Source organism: Aromatoleum sp. (assembly GCF_032027225.1).
GTDB lineage: Bacteria > Pseudomonadota > Gammaproteobacteria > Burkholderiales > Rhodocyclaceae > Aromatoleum.
Map to the genome: position 1 here is coordinate 47,990 of NZ_JAVSMM010000002.1, position 19,353 is coordinate 67,342.

Here is a 19,353-nt window from a genome sequence, read left to right on the forward strand (position 1 = left end):
CCGCCCGGCGCCGGCCCTCAGTCGAGGATGCCGAGCAGCCGGGCGCGGTCGACCGCGTGCCGGCGGTTCGCGGCGTTCAGCTTCGACAGCAGGTTCTTCATGTGCCACTTGATGGTTTCGGTGCCGACGTCGAACATGCGCGCGATTTCCTTGTTCGACCGCCCATGCGCGAGCGCACCGAGCAGTTCCATCTCGCGCGCCGAAAGGTGCGCCGCCCGCACTTTCGGCGCTTTCTCCGCCGGCTCGGCGGATGGCGACGCGGCCCAGCCGGGCCGGCAGCGCTCCCGGACGCGCTCGATGAAGCCCGGCGATACGCCGGCCGCCCTCGCCGGTCCCGCCTGATCGAGATCGGTGAGGCATTCCACCGCCGCCGGCCAGTCGTCGGCGACCGCCCTCACCAGTTCGAATGATTCCGCGAGGCTCATCGCTTCGGCGAGCAGGCGCAGCGCGGATTCATCCGGACTCGCCGAGCAACACGCGCGAAGGATCCGGATCGTGATCTGATCGCGCCCGCGGCGCAGTTCGGCGGCGATCCGCTCCGCCTGATCGAGCGCGGTGATCGCGCCGTCGTAGTCGAAGTCGAGCAACGCGACGCGGGCAACCGCGAGCTCGCGGATCAGCCGCAACTCGGCTTCCAGCCCGTTGGCAGTTCCGTTGGCAGCGATCTCGTCGAGCCCGTTCATCAGCATCCGGCACGAGACGACGCGGTTGCGCACCGCGTGCTGGCGGATCTGCTCGCCAAGGCTCGCGGCGACCAGCCGCGGCTGCGCGCGCGACTCGCCGATCGCGGCGAGGCTGTTCAGCGCGTCGAACGCCTTGCCTTCGCGCCCCTTCTGGCTCTCGTAGCGCGCCAGCGTCACGTACGCGAGGATCACCGCGTCCGGCAGCGCCGCCTGCTCGATGAGATCGAGCCGGTTCGCGAGCAGCGCGCGCGCTTCCTCCTCGGCGCCGAGTTCCCAGCACGCGGCGGCGAGCCCGGCGGCCTGCATCGCCGCCGGCAGCGAGCGCCAGCCAGTGCTCGTTTCGGCGCGTTCGAGCGCCGCGCGGAACACGCGCGCGGCCTCGGCCGCCTGCCCTTCGATCAGGTAGCTCAGGCCGACCGCGAAGGCGCCGTACATCGCGTCGTAGAAGCTGCGCGCGACGCGGCCACGGCCGTCGGAAATCTGCTGGTAATGGCGCGCGCGCTCGGGAAAGCCGCTGTGGATTGCGATGAACGACAGCGAGTTGCAGTACAACGGGCCGAGTTCGGGGTCGTAGCTCTCGACGCAGCCGCGGGCGCGCTCGTAGTCGTCGCAGTGGATCGCGACCGCGGAACGGACGATGTTCGCCTGCAGCTCGATCTCCGGCGTCACGTCCGGTCGCGCGAGGATGACGTCGGTCAGGCGCTCGGCGTCGCGTGGGCGGTAACACAGCGCGCACGCCCACGCGGCGGTCAGCTGGATGCCTTCGCGGCGCGTGATCTCCTCGGGCGGCAGCCGGTCGAGCCACGCGAGCACTTCGACGATGCGCCCCTGCACGCCGAGATAGCGCAGACGCTTCTCGATCCAGTCCATCGCCTGCTGCGTGCGCCCGGCGGCGAACGCATGCTCGGCGGCCTGCTCGACCATGCCATGCGCGGCGAGCCACTCGGCGGCCGTCGCGTGCAGCTCGCGGCGCACCTCGGGTGCGAAGGCTTCGAGGCGGCTCTGCAGGTGCTCGATGAAGAGCGGATGCAGCCGGTACACGCGGTCGCTGCCGACCACCGAGGTCGCGAGCCCGGTGGTCTGTTCGAGGCGCGCCAGAACCTCGGCGCTGTCGTCGAGGCCGCTCAGCGCGGTGCACAGCGTCGGGTGCAGCGTCTTCAGGATCGACGCGCGCACCAGCATATCGACCGCCGCGGGCTCGAGGCCTTCGAGCACGAACTGCGAGAAGTAGCGCGCGATGTCGCCGGTCGCGCCCGACAGCCCGGCGACGGTGCTCGCGATGTCGCTCTTTTTCGCGAGCGCGGCGGTCGTGATCTGCAGCGCCATCGGCCAGCCTTCGGTGCGCTCGTGCAGCCGCGCGCAGGTCTCGATGTCGATGTCGTCGCCGAGCCGCCGGCGCAGGAAAGCGACCGTGTCGTCGAGGCGCAGCCGCAGGTCCTCGGTGCCGAACTGCGCGTACAGGCCGTGCGCGTGCAGCTCTTCGACCGGAAACGGCGGCTCGGCGCGCGAGCTGATGACGACGTGGAAATTCGGGGGCGCGTTGCGGATCAGGTAGTAGATGAAGTCGATCGACTGCTCGTCAGCGAGGTGATGGAGGTCGTCGATCAGGATGTAGGTCGGCCGCGCGAGCTCGTGGATCTGCACGAGGATTTCGCTCGCGAGCCACAGGTCCGTACCGACCTGCCCGACCTGGTCGAACGATCTCGCCGGCAGATCGAGTCCGATCGCCATCCGCAGCGACGCGAGCAGCGCCGGGATGAAGGTCGCGCTGTCGTCGGTCGCCTCCGCAGTCAGCCACGCGACCGCGGCGCCGCCCGCGATCAGCTCGCGACGCAATTGCACCAGCAGCGAGGTCTTGCCGAAGCCCGCGAGCGAGGTCAGCGCGACCACCGCGAGTTCGGACGCGTCGCGCAGCCCGTCGAGCAGGCGCGGCGGCGCGACCGCCTGCTTCGCGAAGTGCGGCGGCATCGTCTTCAGCGAGAAGCGATACGGAATCGGCTCGTCGGTCTTCGTCCTCATCGATCTTCCATTTGCGGCGAAGCGGCTGCATGGCGGCGGCCGCTCCGGAGTTCAGGCGGTCGGACCCTCCGGCGCAGGCGTGCCTTCCTTCGGCCCGCCCGCCTCGGCACGCGCGGCAAAGGCGCGTACGGCGGCATCGAACTCCGCGATGGCTTCCGGCGACACCGCGGTGCCGCATTCGTAGCACGTGTCGGTCATGCGGTCGAACCAGCGGCAGCCGCATTGCTCGCACGCGAGCTCCGGTGCGCCCTTGGGGTTATGGAAGATCATCGGCAGGCTCCGAGAAAGGCGAGGCCGAGGGTGTCGAGGAACTCCTCGTAGCCCGCGTCCTGCAATTCGAACTTGGTCCGCAAAACGAAAAACATGATGCTCCCCTGACGGATCAGCCGCTTGATCGAGGACAAGGTGTCGCCATCGAGCGCCGCGCGCATCGTCAGCAGCGCGACGTCGTCGGCGACGAACAGCAGGTCGACCTTCGCGTCCTGGAAGCCGGGATAGGGCTGCACGCCGCAGCGCATGACGCCGTCGCCGACGGTCCATTTCATCATCTCGATGTCCGCGCCGTCACCGACCAGGCCGGCGACGTGTTTGCCCGGCTGGATGCCGGAGCCGGTGCGCGGCACGAAGCCCACCGACGAGCCCGGCGTCATGTCGGTGAAGAGCTCGGCGTGACGATCGAGCATCGCCTGCCACGCGGCGCGTTCGCCGAAACCTGGCGCCTCGGCGACGGGCATTTCGTCCAGTTCGACCTGCATATTCATCTCCTCCGGTCAGCTTGTTAGGTGTTCGCGCCGCGCGCTGCCTGCGGCCGGCTCGGACGCGCACGCCGCCCCGCCGCTCGCTCCGTCCTGCGTCCCGACTTCCGGCGAAGCCGCCCGCGAGCGGAAGCGCGACAGATTTGCGCGGACGTCCGGCGGTATCGGGATCGACTTCATCGTGTCGAGGCTCATCATCACGATCGTCTGCTTCGCCCGCAGCCGCAGCTCGCCGTCGACGACGGCCTGCACTTCGATGCCGATCGAGCGCTCGCCGACGCGGGTGACCGACACGCCGAAGGTCACGACGTCACCGAGCCGGCTCGGCTTCGAAAAGGCGCATTCGATCGCGACCGTCGGGATGCCGATCCGACGCCGCGACACCATGTCCGCGAAATCGACGCCGAGCCCTTCCGAGAACCAGTCCTCCATCAGCCCGTTCATGATCACGAAGTACTGCGGATAGAAGACGATGGCCGCCGGATCGCAGTGCGCGAAGCGGATCGCGACCTCGCGCTCGAACGCGCCGGCCACGGGCTGCGCCGATGAACGACGTGCGGCGACGGGCCGCTCGGCGGCGCGAGCGGGCAGCTCCCGGAACGGAAGGAGGAAGTTCAGCAGCGACCTCCAGATCGAGGGCGCCGCAGCGATCGAGGGCGCCGTCATACGCGCACCTCCGCGGCGTTGCAGTTGAAAGCAGCGCGAATGCGGCGGAAGGCCTCGAGTTCCGGCCGGCTTTCGCGCTGACGCGACACGGCGGACGCCTCGTCCGGCCAGCACGGGTCGCCGTCCGTCTCGGCGGCGCGGCGGAATGCGAGGACATCGCCGAGCGACGACGCGAGTTCGTTCGGGGCGGGAAAATCGCGGAACTGCATCGAAGCGGAGCCCGACCCGTCGAGCGGCGCGCCGGCCGCCTCGTCGAGTTGGCGGATGAGCGCGAGCACATTGCCGAGAGCTGTCATGGTCCGTCTCCTTGCGCGAGTGGGGTGAGCGAAGCGGTAGTCCATGGGGCGACTATAGCCACCGCGCTTCGTCATCACCCCCCCCACCCGGGAGGGGACGGTCGCGAGCCGCCGCCCGCGCCCCGTCCGCACGGCGCCGCTCACGCCGTCCGCGTGAAGTCGGGTGCGCGCTTTTCCTGGAACGCGGTGATCCCCTCGCACGCCGCCGCGGTGCACGCGCTTTCGCCGAACGCCCGGTAGCCGACTTCGAGCGCCGCGGCGAGCGTCGGCGCCGCGGCCGCTTCGCGGATCGCCGACTCCATCAGGCCGATGACTTCCGCGCTGAGGACCTGGCCGTTCGCCGCCTTGGGCGCGACGGCTTCGAGCGGGCCGATGTCGATCGCGTCCTCGCGAATCCCGACGACCTTGCCGGCAAGCGCCCGAACCCGGACGATCGCCGCCTGCACGAGACCCGGGTAATCCTCCGCGAGCGCATCGACGACGCCCAGTTCGCGGGCCGCTGCCGCGTCGAGCCGCTCGGCCCGCCGCAGCATCCCGTTGAACCGGCCCGCCGCCTGGGGCCAGCGCCGGTAGGGGACGACCATCGCGCCGATGCCCGGGACGATGCCGAGCGTGATTTCGGGCAACTGCATCCACGCGTGGCGCAGCGCGACGATGCCGTGACAGCGGATCGCGAGCTCGAAGCCGCCGCCGAGCACCATGCCGTTGAGCGCCGCGACGACCGGCTTCTTCATGCGGTCGAGATGCGCGAGCAGCCGCGAGCAGTCGCGCGCGTACTGCGCGGCGGCCGGCGCGTCGCCGAGCATGCGCGGGAAGCGGCCAATATCGGCGCCGGCGCAGAACGCGCGCTTGCCATAGCCGACGATCACGAAGCCGGTGACCTGCGGGTCGTTCTCGAACTCGCGGATCACCGACAGGATCTCGTCGGTCATCTCGTCGTGCAGCGCGTTCATCGCCTCCGGCCGGCGCAGCGTGATCAGCTTGACGCCATCGAGGTCGTCGACGAGCACGTGGCGCAGGAAGCGCTGGTACGCCGCGAGCGGCCGGCCGGGCATCGGCATTCCGCGCCGCTCGGTGCCGAAGCGGTCGAGCACGCGGGCCGAGAGTTCGTCGCCGAGATCGCGCATCAGGTCGAGCGGCCCCTTGCGGAAACCGAGCGCCTGCCGGCAGCCGAAGTCGAGATCCGCGGGCTCGCCGATCTCGCGATCGAGGATGTCGACGCTCTGGGAGAACAGCACGCCCAGCAAACGCTCGCGCACCGCCCGCGCGGTGTCCGCGGCGACGTCGACGGACTTCCCCGGTGCGACCGTCAGCCAGCGCTCGACCGAACAGAACACCGGCGCCGGCCGGTAATGCTCGCCTTCGACGTCGGCTTGCAGGGTGTTGGTCTCGGTGATGATCGGGTTGCCGTTCGCGAGGTTCAGCACGAAGAACGGGCCGGCGTGGACGAACTCGCCCGCGACGCTGTCGATCTCGGCCGCGGTGGCGCGATCGAGCAGCAGCGCCGACTCGTTGCACCAGTTGTCGAAGATCCGGTCGAGCATGAAACACGCGACGTCGTCGGTGACGAGCGGCACCTTGCCGGTGCTGCAGAACACCCAGCGCAGATATTCGACGAGCGCCGGATCGCCCTTCTCCCAGCGGACGACCTCGACGACCGGGTTGCGCCACGCCGGCGCGAAGAAGTGCGTGACGGTCGCGCGCTCGGGGTGGCGCAGTTCGGCGTAGATCTGCGCGGCTGGCAGCGAGCTCGTGTTCGACGTGATTAGCGCGTCGGGGCGCACGACAGCCTCGACGGCGGCGAAGATGCGCCGCTTCAGCGCGAGATCCTCGGTCGCCGCTTCGAGCACCCAGTCGACGCCCGCGATGTCCGCGTAATCCACGGTGCCAACGACGTTGCCGGTCACCGCGGCTGCCTCGGCCTCGCTCATCTTCCCCTTCGCAACAGCCTTCGCCGTGTAGTCGCCGAAGCGCCGCAGCGCGCGATCGAGCGCCGGCTGCGAGATATCGACGAGGTAAAGCTTCAGATCCGGCAGCGCGCTCTTCAGGTAATAGCCGATGTCGGGGCCGATGGTTCCGGCGCCGATGATCGCAACCGAGCGCGGCATCGAGCGGATTGGAGCGGCGAGCAAGGGATTGGCGAACGAAGTGGCCATGGCGGGTTTCCTTTGGTGAATGAAGACGGCTGGCGGGATCTGCGCGATAGCGCCCTCCCCGCTCTTTGTATACAGTATTTCGTACGCACGCCTCGCAACGCAAGCCGAAGTTGCTCGGCTACCCGTGGCCTCCCGGAGAGGATCGGCGGAAGGTCGGCGTGAGCCGAATGAAGGCCGGGGCTCAAACTTCCTCGAGCCGTGAACGTCGGACACCGTTTCGTGCAGCCGGGCAAGCGCTTTGGGGCGCCGCGCGAGATAAGCCGCCGGGCACGGCTGACGTCGGAACAGGTAAAGGATGTCGGGCGCCGCGCGGCCGTGGTAAGAATGCGTAAGCTTCGAAACTCACCGAAGGAAGGCCGATGGATCGCGACTCCGATCGCTCTTGCATGCCCGCCGCCGCCACGCCCTACGACGTCGCGGCGATCCGCGCGGATTTCCCGATCCTGCAGCGGCGTGTGCATGGCCGGCCGCTGATCTATCTCGACAACGCCGCGACGACGCAGAAGCCGCAGGCAGTGATCGACGCCGAAGCGGACTACTACGCGACGACGAACGCGAACATCCATCGCGGCGTGCATGCGCTGAGCCAGCAGGCGACGGACGCCTACGAAGCGGCGCGCGCAAAGGTCGCGCGCTTCATCAACGCCGCATCGACGAACGAAATCGTGTTCGTCCGCGGCACGACCGAAGCGATCAACCTCGTCGCGCAATGTTTCGCGCGGCCGCAGTTCGCACCGGGCGACGAGATCCTCATCAGCGCGATGGAGCACCACTCGAACATCGTGCCGTGGCAGTTGGCCTGCCGTCAGACCGGTGCGGTGCTGCGCGTCGTGCCGGTCGACGACGCGGGCGAATTCGATCTCGATGCGTACGCGAAGCTGCTCACGCCGCGCACCCGGCTCGTCGCGGTCACGCACGTGTCGAACGCGATCGGCAGCGTCGTCCCGGTCCGGCAGGTCGTGACGCTCGCGCACGACCGGAACATCCCGGTGCTGCTCGACGGCGCGCAGGCGATCTCGCACCGGAGGATCGACGTTGCCAACCTCGACTGCGACTTCTACGCGTTCTCCGGCCACAAGCTGTTCGCGCCGACCGGGATCGGCGTGCTGTACGGCAAGGAAGCGCACCTCGAACGGATGCCGCCCTACCAGGGCGGCGGCGACATGATCCGTTCGGTGACCTTCGAAACCGCCGAGTACAACGACCTCCCGTACAAGTTCGAGGCGGGCACACCGCACATCGCCGGCGCCGTCGGCCTCGGCGCAGCCCTCGGCTACGTGTCGGCGATCGGCGTCGACGCGATCGCCGCGCACGTCGGCGACCTGCTCGCGGACGCGACGGCGCGCGTCGCCGAGATTCCGGGGCTGCGCATCGTCGGCACCGCGCGGAAGAAGGCCGGCATCCTCTCCTTCACGCTCGACGGCATCCATCCGCACGACATCGGCACGATCCTCGACGATCGCGGCGTCGCGATCCGCGCGGGGCACCACTGCGCGATGCCGCTGATGCAGCGGTACGGTATCGATGGCACGGCGCGCGCGTCGTTCTCGCTGTACAACACGACCGCGGACGTCGACGCGCTGGTCGCGGGCATCCACGAAGTACGCAGGGTTCTCGGCGGTTGAGCCAAGGAAAGGCCGGCTATTTGTCGGCATTTCGACCTTCGTTCCGGAGCGGCCGACAATCGAATACGGCCTTGCCGCCCGAACCGATCGAAGAGCGCAGCCCGGGGTTCGACAAGCAGTCCTGTATCGCGGCGAAGCGCCGCGCCGCGCAGCTTCCGTCCGCCGACGGTGGAGGCGTAAAACGTTCTTTACATCGAAAAAAATACTGTATACAGTATCCACCAAGTCATCGCCGTCATCGAACAAGAGCCCTACCAATGGTCCCGTCGCTCAAACCCGTCGAACGCCCCCTCGCCCTCGGCGAGCAGGTCTATCACACGCTGCGCTCGCATTTGCGCAACGGCCAGATCGTCGCCGGGCAGCCGCTGCAGGAAGTGCAACTCGCCGAGCAGCTCGGCGTGTCCCGCACGCCGGTGCGCGAAGCGCTGCGGCGGCTCGCGAGCGAAGGGCTGCTCGTCTCCGACGGTCGCAGCTTCATCGTCCCGGCGCTGACGCTCGACGACGTCAATGACATCTACGAAATCCGATTCCTGATCGAGCCCGCGGCGATCAAGAGCATCGCCGGCCTCACCCATTCGCGCGAACTGCGCCGCTCGATCGAGGATGCGCTCGCCGCAGCCGCACGGGCGCACAAGGCCGAGGATGCGGTCGGGTTCCGCGACGCGACGATCAGGTTCCGCGACGCGTGGCTCGCGCTGGTGCCGAATCCGCGCCTCGTGCGCATCGTCGAGCAGTACGCCGACCACATGCAGCGCATCCGCACGCTCACGCTCGACGATTCGGAAACACGCACCATCGTGCTGCGCGGGTTGAACCGCATTACCACGGCGCTCGCCGCGGGTGACGGTGACACGGCGGCGGCGGCGATGCTCGAACATCTCGGCGAAGCCAAGCGGGCATTCATCGCCGCGGTCGGCCTCGCGGAGGAAGACCCGCTGCAGCAGTAACGGGAAAGCCCCAGAGGTCTGCCGCACGAACGGCGCCCGGGGACACAGAACGCATAGGAGGAGACAGACGATGCGCAGCAGCAAGCACACCCGCGCCCGGAGGCGCGCGCAAGCATGAGCTACCGGGCCGAGATTCCGTACGGCGCGTACTGGAGCACGCCGTTCGCGCGCTGGCAGGGCAGCTTCGCGAACCTCCACAGCATCCGCTTCGCCGCGCATGTCGCGAAGAGCGAGCTCGCGAAACGGCGGATCGACGCCGCTGCGATCGACTATGGCGTGCTCGGCTTCTCGGTGCCGCAGAAGCACGCGTTCTACGGGCTGCCGTGGCTGACCGGCATGATCGGCGCGACGCGCGCCGGCGGTCCGACGATGATGCAGGCGTGCGCCACCGGCGTGCGCACGCTGCTCGCGGCGACGCAGGAGATCGAGTGCGGCATGGCGGAAGTCGCGCTCGCGATCAATTGCGACCGCACGTCGAACGGCCCGCACCTCTATTACCCGAACCCGCGCGGCCCTGGCGGCACCGGCGTCGCCGAAGATTGGGTCATGGAGAACTTCGGCTGCGACCCGCTCGGCGGCCATTCGATGCTTCAGACCGCGGAGAACGTGGCGACGAAGCACGACGTGTCGACCCGGCAGCAGCACGAGCTCGTGCTGCGCCGCGAAGCGCAGTACGCCGACGCGCTGCGTGACGACTCGGCCTTCCTGCGCCGCTTCATGACGCTGCCGTTCGACGTGCCGAGCGCGGATTTCCGCAAGACGGCCGCGACGCTAGCCGGCGACGAAGGCGTGTCGAGTTCGACGGCGGAAGGCCTCGCGAAGCTAAAACCGGTCATGGACGGCGGCACGGTCTCGTTCGGCGGCCAGACGCATCCCGCCGACGGCAACGCGGCGATTCTCGTGACGACGCCCGAGCGCGCACGCGAGCTGTCGGCGAACCCGTCGATCGCGGTGCGGCTGCACGGCTTCGGCCTCGCGCGCGCCGAGCTCGCCTACATGCCCGAAGCGATGATCCCGTCGGCCACGCGGGCGCTGGAACAGGCCGGGCGCTCGATCCGCGACATAGCGGCGATCAAGACGCACAACCCGTTCGCCGTGAACGACATCGTGTTCGCGCGCGAAACCGGTGCGGACCTCGCGGCGATGAACAACTACGGCTGCTCGCTCGTCTGGGGTCATCCGCAGGCGCCGATGGGTACGCGCTCGATTATCGAACTGATCGAGGAGCTCGCACTGCGCGGCGGCGGCTTCGGCCTCTTCACCGGCTGCGCGGCGGGCGACACCGCGATGGCCGTCGTCATCGAGGTCGCCGACCGATAAGACAAAGACGCAGGGGCCTTCGACAGGCTGAAGACGAACGCTTGTACCGGGTGGGCCGTTATGAACCCGGCAATCGAACACCGTCCCGCCGAGCGCGTGGAAACCCTGCGCGCCCTCCGACCGGCCGCTCGCGAGCGCGCCGAAGACCTGGGCGAACGGTTGTAGTGCATTGATAGTTCGTCGCTCCCCACCGGGGAGACAAGAGAGGCGCGAAAAGCGCCCGCAGCAGCATCCCCCAGCCGATTCGAAACGAGTCACAAGAGGCGCGCAAAGCGCCCATGACCGAACTTGGAGGAGGAGTGGGGATGGACTTGTCCGAATGGATCGTCCGCCGGGCCGGGCTCGCGCCCGACAAGACGGCGATCCGCTTCCCGGGGCGTGACATCACGTACGCCACGTTCGCCGCCGACATCGAGCGGCTCGCGTCGGCGCTCGCCGCGTCCGGCGTCACGCATGGCGACTGCGTCGCGTTTCTCGGCTACAACCGCCCGGAAACGCTCGCGACGCTGTTCGCCTGTGCGCGGCTCGGCGCGCTCTTCATGCCGCTGAACTGGCGGCTCGCCGGCCCCGAGCACCAGCAGCTGCTCGCCGATTGTCCGCCGAAGGTGCTGATCGTCGAACCGCGCTTCGTCGCGCAGATCGACGCGTTCCGCGGCGCGCTCGACGGCGTGACGCTGGTCGCGCTCGACTCGCCGCCGCCCGGCTGGATCGACTGGGACGCGCTCGTCGCCCGCGGCGGCGGGCCGTTGTCGCGCGACCCGCGCGTCGGCCCCGACACGCCCCTCCTCGTCTGCTACACGTCGGGCACGACCGGCAAGCCGAAGGGCGCGATGCTGACGCAGGACGCGCTTGCGTGGAACGCCGCGAACAGCGTCGATCTGCACGCGCTGAGCGCGGACGACCGCATCCTGACGACCTTGCCGCTGTTCCATGTCGGCGGCCTCAACAATCAGACGACGCCCGCGCTTTACACCGGCGGCACGGTCGTGCTGCACCCGAAGTTCGACGTCGAGGCGACCTTCGACGCGATCGAGCGCGAGCGCATCACGCTGACCGTGCTCGTGCCGGCGCAGATCGAGATGCTGATGGCGCATCCGCGCTGGGCGACGACGGACCTGGCCAGCCTGCGGATGATCACGACCGGCTCGACGATCGTTCCGCAGCGGCTGATCCGCGCGATCCACGAGCGCGACATTCCACTGGTGCAGATCTACGGCTCGACCGAGACCGGCCCGATCGCCGCGTACGTGAAAGCGGCCGACGCGCGCACGCACGCGGGTTCGGCCGGCCACGCGGCGCGTCACTGCAGCGTGCGCGTCGCGGCCGAGGGCGGCGGTAGCAGCGGCGACGCGAAGCCGGGCGTCAGCGGCGAGATCCTCGTGCGCGGCCCGAACGTCATGTGCGGCTACTGGAACAACGCGGACGCGACCGCGGCCGCGCTGCAGGACGGCTGGTTCCACACCGGTGACATGGGCCACTTCGACGCCGACGGCTGGCTGTGGGTCGACGGCCGCAAGAAGGAAATGATCATTTCCGGCGGCGAGAACATTTACCCGGCCGAGATCGAGAACCTGCTCGCCGAGTCGCCCGACATCGCCGAAGTCGCGGTGGTCGGCCGCCCCGACGAGCGCTGGGGCGAATGCGTCGTCGCGGTCATCGTCACCCACGAAGGCGCGACGCTCGATGCGGACGGCGTGCTGCGCCTGCTCGAAGGCCGCATCGCCCGCTACAAGCTGCCGAAGGAAGTGGTGTTCGTCGACGAACTCCCGCGCACCGCTCTGGGCAAGGTCAGGAAGGATGACGTGCGCCGGCTGGTCGCGCGCAAAACGTTCATGGAGCCCATCTGATGACATTGAAAATCGGAATCGACGTCGGCGGCACCTTCACCGACTTCGTCGTCACACGCGACGGCGCCGAGCCGGCGATCTTCAAGTCGCTGTCGACACCGTCCGACCCGTCGATCGCGGTCGTGAATGGCCTGCGTGACATCGCCGCGAGCATGAACCCGCCGATGACGCTCGAAGCCTTCGCGCCGACGATCGACACGATCGTGCATGGCACGACGGTGACGACGAACGCGACGCTGACCGGCACCGGCGCGAAGAGCGCGCTGCTGACGACCGAAGGCGTGCGCGACGCGCTCGAGATGCGCCGCGGCATCCGCGAAGAGCAGTACAACAACCGCTACACGAACGTGAAGCCGCTCGTGCCGCGTTATCTGCGCGCGGGCATCCCGGGACGGATCGACCGCGACGGCATTGAATCCGCGGCGCTCGACCTCGAAGCGGTGCGCGGCGCGATCGAGCTCTTCCGCGAGGAAGGCGTGCAGGCGGTGTCGATTTGCTTCATGAACTCGTTCGCGAACCCGGCGCACGAAGAGGCCGCGGCCGAGTTGGTTCGCCGCGAGTTGCCCGGCGCCTACCTGTCGGTGTCGACGGATCTCCTGCCGTCGATCCGCTTCTACGAGCGCGTCAGCACGACGGCGCTGAACTCCTACGTCGGGCCGAAGCTGAACCACTACCTCGACCAGCTCGTCGGGCGGCTCAAGGGCATCGGCTTCGACGGCCTGCTGCTGATCATGCAGTCGAACGGCGGCGTAATCTCGCCGCAGCTCGCACGCGAGAAGGCGGCGCTGACGCTGCTGTCGGGCCCCGCCGGCGGACCCGGCGCGGGGCTGCACTACGTGCGGGTCCACGGCCAGAACAAATGCATCATCACCGACATGGGCGGCACGAGCTTCGAGGCGTCGGTCGCGGTCGATGCGCCGATGATCAAGAACGACGGCGAGATCGCGCGCCACAAGATCGCGCTGCCGATGCTCGACATCCACACGATCGGCGCCGGCGGCGGCTCGATCGGCTGGCTCGACGAAGGCGGCCTGCTGCGCATGGGCCCGGCGAGCGCGGGCGCCGATCCCGGCCCGGCCTGCTACGGCAAGGGCGGCAAGCTGCCGGCCACGACCGATGCGAACGTCGTGCTCGGCTACCTCGACCCGGACTTCTTCGCCGGGGGAAAGATGAAGCTCGACGTCGAAGCCGCGCGCACGGCAATCGACGAGCACATCGCGAAGCCGATGGGCCTCAGCGTCGAGGACGCCGCGGCCGGCATGTACCGCGTCGCGTGCAACAACATGGCGCAGGGCGTGCGCGAGGTGACGATCAAGCGCGGCTTCGACCCGCGCGAATTCCCGTTCATCCCGGCGGGCGGCGCCGGCCCGATCCACTCGTGCCTGATCTGCGAGGAGCTTGAAATCCCGCTGCAGATCGTGCCGCGCGAATCCTCGGTGCTGTGTGCGTTCGGCATGCTGATGAGCGAACTGAAGCACGACTTCGTCCGCACTTTCGTGTCGCGGCTCGATGGGCTCGACTGGGTGAAGCTCGGCACGATCATCGACGCGATGGCGGCCGACGGCGCGCGCCAGCTCGACGAGGAGCGCATCCCCGAAGCGCGCCGCCGCTACGACGTCAAGCTCGACTGCCGCTACGTGAAGCAGTATCACGAGGTATCGTTCGTCGTCCCGCATCGGCTGATCCAGACCGGGGATGCCGCCGCGATCGCCACCGCCTTCCACGCCGAGCACAACCGGCTGTACGGCTACTCGCTCGAAGCCGAGAACACGCCAGTCGAAGTCATCAACGTGCGCGTGCAGGCGATCGGCCTCACCGACAAGCCGATCGCGCGCTTTGAAGAATGGGCCGGCGACGACGCGTCGCACGCGTTGAAAGGCCAGCGCGCCGTCTATATCCCCGAGACGAAGAAGTTCCGCGACGTCCCCGTCTATGACGGTCACAAGATGCGCCACGGCAACCGCATCGACGGCCCCGCGATGATCGAGCAGGACACGACCGCGATCTTCGTCTCGGCTTCGTTCGACTGCGTCGTCGACTCGCTCGGCTCGTTCACGCTGTTTCGCAAGGGCCGCGAGGACCTCGTCCAGACATGCATTCAGGAAAAGAAGGAGGCGCTCGCATGAGCACGGCCAAAATCGACCCGATCCTGCTGTCGGTCTACGCGCGGACCTTCCGCTCGATCACCGACGAGATGAGCATCTCGATGGAGCAGACGACGCGCTCGCCGATCCTGTGCGAGGCAAAGGACTACGTCACGGGCCTCTACGACGGCGACGGCAACATGCTCGAACAGACCGAGAACCTGCCGATCCTCGCGTTCTCGCTCGCGCCGGTATGCAAGTACATCAAGGACTACTTCGGCGACGACCTGCACCCGGGCGACGTGATCTTCCACAACGACGTGTTCAGCCTCGGCAACCAGAACAACGACGTCGCGGTGTTCAAGCCGGTGTTCTTCGAAGGGCGCCTCGTCGCCTGGACCGCGGTCAAGGGCCACCAGGCCGACATCGGCGGCAACGTCGCCGGCGGCTACAACCCGAACGCAGTCGAGGTCTGGCAGGAGGCGCTGCGCATTCCGCCGGTGAAGGTCGTCGAGAAGGGCAAGCTGCGCAAGGACGTGTGGAACCTGATCTTCGCCAATGTGCGCCTCGACATCGTGCAGCACGACATGAAGGCCGAGATGGGCGCCTGCACCGTCGGCGAGCGTCGCTTCCTCGAGCTGATCTCGAAGTACGGCGTCGCGAGCTACGAGTCGCACAAGCAGGCGCTGTTCGACGCGACGCGCAAGATGATGGAGGCCGAGATCGCGAAGATCCCGAACGGCCGCTACTCGGGCGAAGGCCGCGTGTTCTACGACGGACGTCATGTCGGTTCGGAATTCACGATCCGTGTCGACATCGAGGTCCAGGACCGCTCGATCCGCTTCGACTACTCGCGCACCGATCCGCAGACGGACGGCTTCGTGAACGGCACCTTCACGTCGAGCGCGTCGGCGACGATCCTGACCCTGCTGCAGATGGTGAACCCCGACATCCCGCACAACGAGGGCATGGTGCAGCCGATCGAGATCGTGATCCCCGAGGGCACGATCCTGAACGCGGCCTATCCGAAGGCGACGACTTTCGGCAACCACCTGTGCCCGCCGAACGCGGATGCGATCCAGCGGGCGCTCGCGCCGGTGATGCCGGAGCGCGTCACCGCCGGCTGGAACAACCTGCTCGCGAGCCTCACGACCGGCATCGATCCTAAGACCAACGAGAAGTACGTCGACATCGGCTTCATGGGGCTGAAAGGCGGCTCCGGCGCGATGCTTGGCACCGACGGCTACGACCACATCGGCATGATCGACGCGTCCGGCGGCGTGCTCGACCAGGACTACGAGATGTTCGAGCAGCAGACGCCGCACCGGCTGATCCGCCACGAGCTCTTGGCCGACTCGGCGGGCGCCGGCGAATGGCGCGGCGGGCTCGGCGTCGAGACGATCTTCGAGATCGGATCGGACAACACGCAACTCGTGACCTTCGGCGACGGCGACTTCGAGCCGGCGTTCGGGCTCTTCGGCGGCGGCGAGGGCGGGCTGAACTTCATCCGCCTGCACTACCCCGACGGCCAGACCGTCGTGCCAAAGAACAAGGACCTGATCACGGGCGTTCCCAAAGGCACGATCTACCACCAGGTCGCGAGCGGCGGAGGCGGCTACGGCGATCCGCAGCGGCGCGACCGCAAGCTGCTCGCTGAGGAGATCCGCAACGGCGTGATCTCGGAGCAGGCGGCGCGCGAGAAGTACGGCTACGAGCCAGAGAAGGTGGCCGGATGAACTTCGAGCTCACCGACGAACAACGCGCGATCCAGGACACGTTCGCGCGCTTCTGCGACGAGCGCATCGCACCGCAGGCGGCCGCGCTCGACGAGGCGCACGCGTTCCCACGGTCGCTGTTCCGCGAGCTCGCCGAGCTCGGTTTCTTCGGCATGCGCTATCCGGAATCGGTCGGCGGCACCGGACTCGCGCTGACCGAGTTCTGTCTTGCGCTGACCGAGGTCGCGCGCGGTTCGATGTCGCTTGCGGGCGCGGTTGCGATGCAGTCGCTGATGGGGACGAAGTTCCTGCAGCTCCTCGGCAACGCCGACATCGTCGAGCGCCTGTTCAAACCGGCGCTGCGCGGCGACAGGATCGGCGCGATCTGCATGACCGAGCCGAACGCGGGCTCCGACCTCGAATCGATCGCGACGACCGCGACGAAGGTTGACGGCGGCTACGTGATCAACGGGCAGAAGACCTGGATCACGTCCGCCCCCGTCGCCGATTTCTTCACGGTGTTCGCCCGCGCCGGCGATGAGAAGAAGCTGACGATCTTCCTCGTCGAGAAGGATTTCAAGGGCCTGATCGTCGGCCGCGAGATCCACAAGATGGGCGTGTGGGCGTTGCCGACCTCGGAAGTGGCCTTCAACGACTGCTTCGTGCCGGACAGCCATCGCCTGTCGAAAGAGGAAGGCGACGGCGAAGGGCATCTGAAGAAGACGCTCGCCGAGATCCGCATCATCACCGGCGCGATGGCGCTCGGCGTCGCACGCGCGGCGCTCGACGAAGCGGTCCGCTACGCCGGCGAGCGCAAGCAGTTCGGCAAGCCGATCAACCGCTTCCAGGCGATCCAGCTGAAGCTCGCCGAGATGGCGACCGGGCTGGAGGCCGCGACCGCCCTCGTCCACCGCGCCGCGTGGCTGTGCGACGCGAAGCGCCCCCACCACAAGGAGGCCGCGATGGCGAAGCTGTTCGCGACCGAGACTGCCGCGTCGATCTGCGACCAGGCCGCGCGCGTGCTCGCGTCCTACGGCTACGCGATGGAGTACCCGGTGCAGCGCTACCTGCGCGACGTGCGCTTCACGCTGATCGGCGGCGGCACCAGCGAAATCCTGAAACTCGTCATTGCGAAGGAGGTGAGCGCATGAACGACCACGCACAACAACGCCGGATCCGCGTCCTGCTTGCGAAGCCCGGCCTCGACGGCCACGACCAGGGCGCGAAAGTCGTCGCGCGCGCGATGATGGACGCCGGCTTCGAAGTGATCTACACCGGCCTGCGGCAGACGCCGGAACAGGTCAGCCGCATCGCGCTCGACGAGGACGTCGACGTCATCGCGCTGTCCTCGATGGCGGGCTCGCACCTGCCCTTCTGCCGCAAGCTGAAGCCGCTGCTCGAAGCCGGCGGCCTCGACGACAAGCTGTGGCTGATCGGCGGCAACCTGCCGGCGCAGGACCACGACGCGCTGCGCGAGCTGGGCTTCAAGGGCATCTTCCCGACCGGGTCGAAGCTCGACGCGATCTCCGCGTACATCCGCGACAACGTCCGGGAGAACGTCGCATGAACGACCGCGCGCAATCGACGCTGAAACGCGTCATCAACGAATCGGGCCTCGAAGTCCAGCCGCTCTACACCGCGGACGACGTCGCGGCAAGCGGCGGCGACGCGATGATCGGCCAGCCCGGCGAATATCCCTTCACGCGCGGCATCCACCGCGAGATGTACCGCAAGCAGCCCTGGACGATGCGCCAGTACGCGGGTTTCGGCAATCCGCAGGACACGAACCAGCGCTTCAAGTACCTGATCGCGAACGGCCAGACGGGCCTCAACGTCGCGTTCGACCTGCCGACGCAGATCGGCCTCGACTCCGACGACCCGCAAGCCGAAGGCGAGATCGGCCGCGTCGGCATGTCGGTCGACACCTTGCGCGACTTCGAGATCGCGTTCGACGGCATCGACCTCGAGAAGATCACCGTGTCGATGACGATCAACGGCGCCGCGGCGATCGCGATCGCGATGTACCTCGCGATGGCCGAGAAGCGCGGCTACGACGTCAAGAAGCTGCGCGGCACCGCGCAGAACGACATCCTCAAGGAATTCATCGGCCGCGGCACGTGGATCTTCCCGGTGGAGCCCTCGATCAAGCTGGTCGGCGACACGATCGAGTACTGCGCCGAGCACGCGCCGAAGTACAGCCCGGTGTCGGTGTGCGGCTACCACATCCGCGAATCGGGCGCGACACCGGCCGAAGAGATGGCCTACGCGTTCTGCATCGCCCGTGCCTACGCCGACGAAGTCATCGCGCGCGGGCTGCACGTCGACGAGTTCGCCGGACGCCTGTCGTACAACTTCAACATCTTCGGCAACCTCTTCGAGCAGGTCTGCAAGTTCCGCGCAGGCCGCAGCCTGTGGGCGAAGATCATGAAGGAACAGTACAAGGCCGAGAAGCCGGGCTCGATGTGGCTGCGCATGATCGCGGCCGGCGGCGGCGGCGGGCTCACCTTCGAGCAGCCCGAGCTCAACATCGTGCGCGGCGCCTACTACGCGCTGATCAGCGCGCTGTCGGGCACGCAGACGATGGCGCTGTGCTCGTACGACGAGGCCTACACGATCCCGACCGAGTATTCGGCGCGCATCTCGCTGCGCACGATGCAGATCCTCATCGCGGAGATGGGGCTCACCGAGACGGTCGATCCGCTCGGCGGCTCGTACTACGTCGAGACGATGACGAACCAGATGCGCGACAAGATGGAGCAGATCATCGCCGAGACCGACGCGCAGGGCGGCATCGTCAAGCTGGTGTCCGAAGGCGCGATCCAGGCGAAGGTCTCGTCGCAGGCGTACCAGATGCAGCGCGACATCGAGTCCGGCAAGTTCCCGAAAGTCGGCGTCAATTGCTACCGCAACGACCAGGAAGACGAGCACCCGGTCGAGTTCCATCCGTACAACGAGGACGACGCGCGCGTGCAGATCGGCAGCCTGAACAAGGTCCGCGCCGAGCGCGATGCCACCCGCGTAGAGAAGGCGCTCGCCGCGGTGCGCAACGACGCCCGCATCGGCGCGAACGTCATGCCGGCGATCGTCGAGGCGGTGAAGGCCTACGCGAGCGTCGGCGAGATCACGAAAGAACTGGTGAGCGTCTATGGGCGCTACCAGGAACCGATTCGCTTCTGAGGGAAGTACAAACATGCGGCGGATAACGCCTTCGGCTCATCCGCCCTACGCAGTGCGCTCGGA

General features: G+C 68.0%; 15 protein-coding genes. 9 read left to right on the top strand and 6 right to left on the bottom strand.

Going from position 1 to position 19,353, the window contains the following annotated elements:
- Positions 1–17 precede the first annotated feature (17 nt).
- From ROZ37_RS03495 to ROZ37_RS03520, 6 genes are all read right to left on the bottom strand, one after another.
- Positions 18–2,702 carry a LuxR C-terminal-related transcriptional regulator gene (locus ROZ37_RS03495; RefSeq protein WP_312657567.1) on the bottom strand — a complete coding sequence of 895 codons (2,685 nt, stop codon included), beginning with the start codon at positions 2,700–2,702 and terminating at the stop codon, positions 18–20.
- Positions 2,703–2,753: 51 nt separating this feature from the next.
- Positions 2,754–2,972 (bottom strand): cysteine protease, encoded by a 219-nt coding sequence (locus ROZ37_RS03500; RefSeq protein ID WP_312657568.1) that lies wholly within the window; start codon positions 2,970–2,972, stop codon positions 2,754–2,756.
- The gene (locus tag ROZ37_RS03505) at positions 2,969–3,457 is read right to left on the bottom strand and encodes a hypothetical protein (protein WP_312657569.1); all 489 of its coding nucleotides are present in this window, start codon (positions 3,455–3,457) and stop codon (positions 2,969–2,971) included. The genes ROZ37_RS03500 and ROZ37_RS03505 overlap by 4 nt, the downstream gene beginning before the upstream one ends.
- A gap of 15 nt (positions 3,458–3,472) precedes the next feature.
- A complete protein-coding gene (locus ROZ37_RS03510; protein ID WP_312657570.1) occupies positions 3,473–4,123 on the bottom strand; it encodes a thioesterase family protein in 651 nt (216 codons plus the stop codon).
- Complete coding sequence (locus tag ROZ37_RS03515; protein ID WP_312657572.1) at positions 4,120–4,419, bottom strand: hypothetical protein; 300 nt, start codon at positions 4,417–4,419, stop codon at positions 4,120–4,122. Before ROZ37_RS03515 ends, ROZ37_RS03510 begins: the two co-directional genes overlap by 4 nt.
- A gap of 140 nt (positions 4,420–4,559) precedes the next feature.
- Positions 4,560–6,575, bottom strand: a complete 2,016-nt coding sequence (locus ROZ37_RS03520; protein ID WP_312657574.1) for a 3-hydroxyacyl-CoA dehydrogenase NAD-binding domain-containing protein — start codon at positions 6,573–6,575, stop codon at positions 4,560–4,562.
- A 359-nt stretch (positions 6,576–6,934) separates the two neighbouring features.
- Here ROZ37_RS03520 and ROZ37_RS03525 point away from each other — a divergent pair, with 359 nt between their 5' ends.
- From ROZ37_RS03525 to ROZ37_RS03565, 9 genes are all read left to right on the top strand, one after another.
- Positions 6,935–8,200, top strand: a complete 1,266-nt coding sequence (locus ROZ37_RS03525) for a SufS family cysteine desulfurase (RefSeq protein WP_409449924.1) — start codon at positions 6,935–6,937, stop codon at positions 8,198–8,200.
- Between the two features lie 257 nt (positions 8,201–8,457).
- Positions 8,458–9,147, top strand: coding sequence for a GntR family transcriptional regulator (locus ROZ37_RS03530; protein WP_312657576.1), 690 nt, complete (start codon positions 8,458–8,460; stop codon positions 9,145–9,147).
- A gap of 114 nt (positions 9,148–9,261) precedes the next feature.
- Entirely contained in the window at positions 9,262–10,467 is a 1,206-nt protein-coding gene (locus ROZ37_RS03535; protein WP_312657578.1) for a thiolase family protein, read from the top strand.
- Between the two features lie 305 nt (positions 10,468–10,772).
- Entirely contained in the window at positions 10,773–12,314 is a 1,542-nt protein-coding gene (locus tag ROZ37_RS03540; RefSeq protein WP_312657579.1) for a long-chain fatty acid--CoA ligase, read from the top strand.
- On the top strand, positions 12,314–14,440 hold the full coding sequence (locus ROZ37_RS03545) for a hydantoinase/oxoprolinase family protein (RefSeq protein ID WP_312657580.1): 2,127 nt from the start codon (positions 12,314–12,316) through the stop codon (positions 14,438–14,440). Before ROZ37_RS03540 ends, ROZ37_RS03545 begins: the two co-directional genes overlap by 1 nt.
- Positions 14,437–16,134 (top strand): hydantoinase B/oxoprolinase family protein, encoded by a 1,698-nt coding sequence (locus ROZ37_RS03550; protein WP_312657581.1) that lies wholly within the window; start codon positions 14,437–14,439, stop codon positions 16,132–16,134. Before ROZ37_RS03545 ends, ROZ37_RS03550 begins: the two co-directional genes overlap by 4 nt.
- The gene (locus tag ROZ37_RS03555) at positions 16,131–17,264 is read left to right on the top strand and encodes an acyl-CoA dehydrogenase family protein (protein ID WP_312657582.1); all 1,134 of its coding nucleotides are present in this window, start codon (positions 16,131–16,133) and stop codon (positions 17,262–17,264) included. Before ROZ37_RS03550 ends, ROZ37_RS03555 begins: the two co-directional genes overlap by 4 nt.
- On the top strand, positions 17,261–17,680 hold the full coding sequence (locus ROZ37_RS03560; protein WP_312657584.1) for a cobalamin B12-binding domain-containing protein: 420 nt from the start codon (positions 17,261–17,263) through the stop codon (positions 17,678–17,680). The genes ROZ37_RS03555 and ROZ37_RS03560 overlap by 4 nt, the downstream gene beginning before the upstream one ends.
- On the top strand, positions 17,677–19,290 hold the full coding sequence (locus tag ROZ37_RS03565; RefSeq protein ID WP_312657585.1) for a methylmalonyl-CoA mutase family protein: 1,614 nt from the start codon (positions 17,677–17,679) through the stop codon (positions 19,288–19,290). The genes ROZ37_RS03560 and ROZ37_RS03565 overlap by 4 nt, the downstream gene beginning before the upstream one ends.
- Positions 19,291–19,353 lie beyond the last annotated feature (63 nt).

Bases quoted from the DNA above. Each gene is read 5' to 3' on its own strand.
- ROZ37_RS03565 (WP_312657585.1), top strand. From the start codon at position 17,677: ATGAACGACCGCGCGCAATCGACGCTGAAACGCGTCATCAACGAATCG.
- ROZ37_RS03510 (WP_312657570.1), bottom strand. From the start codon at position 4,123: ATGACGGCGCCCTCGATCGCTGCGGCGCCCTCGATCTGGAGGTCGCTG.
- ROZ37_RS03505 (WP_312657569.1), bottom strand. From the start codon at position 3,457: ATGCAGGTCGAACTGGACGAAATGCCCGTCGCCGAGGCGCCAGGTTTC.
- ROZ37_RS03495 (WP_312657567.1), bottom strand. From the start codon at position 2,702: ATGAGGACGAAGACCGACGAGCCGATTCCGTATCGCTTCTCGCTGAAG.
- ROZ37_RS03560 (WP_312657584.1), top strand. From the start codon at position 17,261: ATGAACGACCACGCACAACAACGCCGGATCCGCGTCCTGCTTGCGAAG.
- ROZ37_RS03540 (WP_312657579.1), top strand. From the start codon at position 10,773: ATGGACTTGTCCGAATGGATCGTCCGCCGGGCCGGGCTCGCGCCCGAC.
- ROZ37_RS03550 (WP_312657581.1), top strand. From the start codon at position 14,437: ATGAGCACGGCCAAAATCGACCCGATCCTGCTGTCGGTCTACGCGCGG.
- ROZ37_RS03545 (WP_312657580.1), top strand. From the start codon at position 12,314: ATGACATTGAAAATCGGAATCGACGTCGGCGGCACCTTCACCGACTTC.
- ROZ37_RS03525 (WP_409449924.1), top strand. From the start codon at position 6,935: ATGGATCGCGACTCCGATCGCTCTTGCATGCCCGCCGCCGCCACGCCC.
- ROZ37_RS03535 (WP_312657578.1), top strand. From the start codon at position 9,262: ATGAGCTACCGGGCCGAGATTCCGTACGGCGCGTACTGGAGCACGCCG.
- ROZ37_RS03555 (WP_312657582.1), top strand. From the start codon at position 16,131: ATGAACTTCGAGCTCACCGACGAACAACGCGCGATCCAGGACACGTTC.
- ROZ37_RS03500 (WP_312657568.1), bottom strand. From the start codon at position 2,972: ATGATCTTCCATAACCCCAAGGGCGCACCGGAGCTCGCGTGCGAGCAA.
- ROZ37_RS03530 (WP_312657576.1), top strand. From the start codon at position 8,458: ATGGTCCCGTCGCTCAAACCCGTCGAACGCCCCCTCGCCCTCGGCGAG.
- ROZ37_RS03515 (WP_312657572.1), bottom strand. From the start codon at position 4,419: ATGACAGCTCTCGGCAATGTGCTCGCGCTCATCCGCCAACTCGACGAG.
- ROZ37_RS03520 (WP_312657574.1), bottom strand. From the start codon at position 6,575: ATGGCCACTTCGTTCGCCAATCCCTTGCTCGCCGCTCCAATCCGCTCG.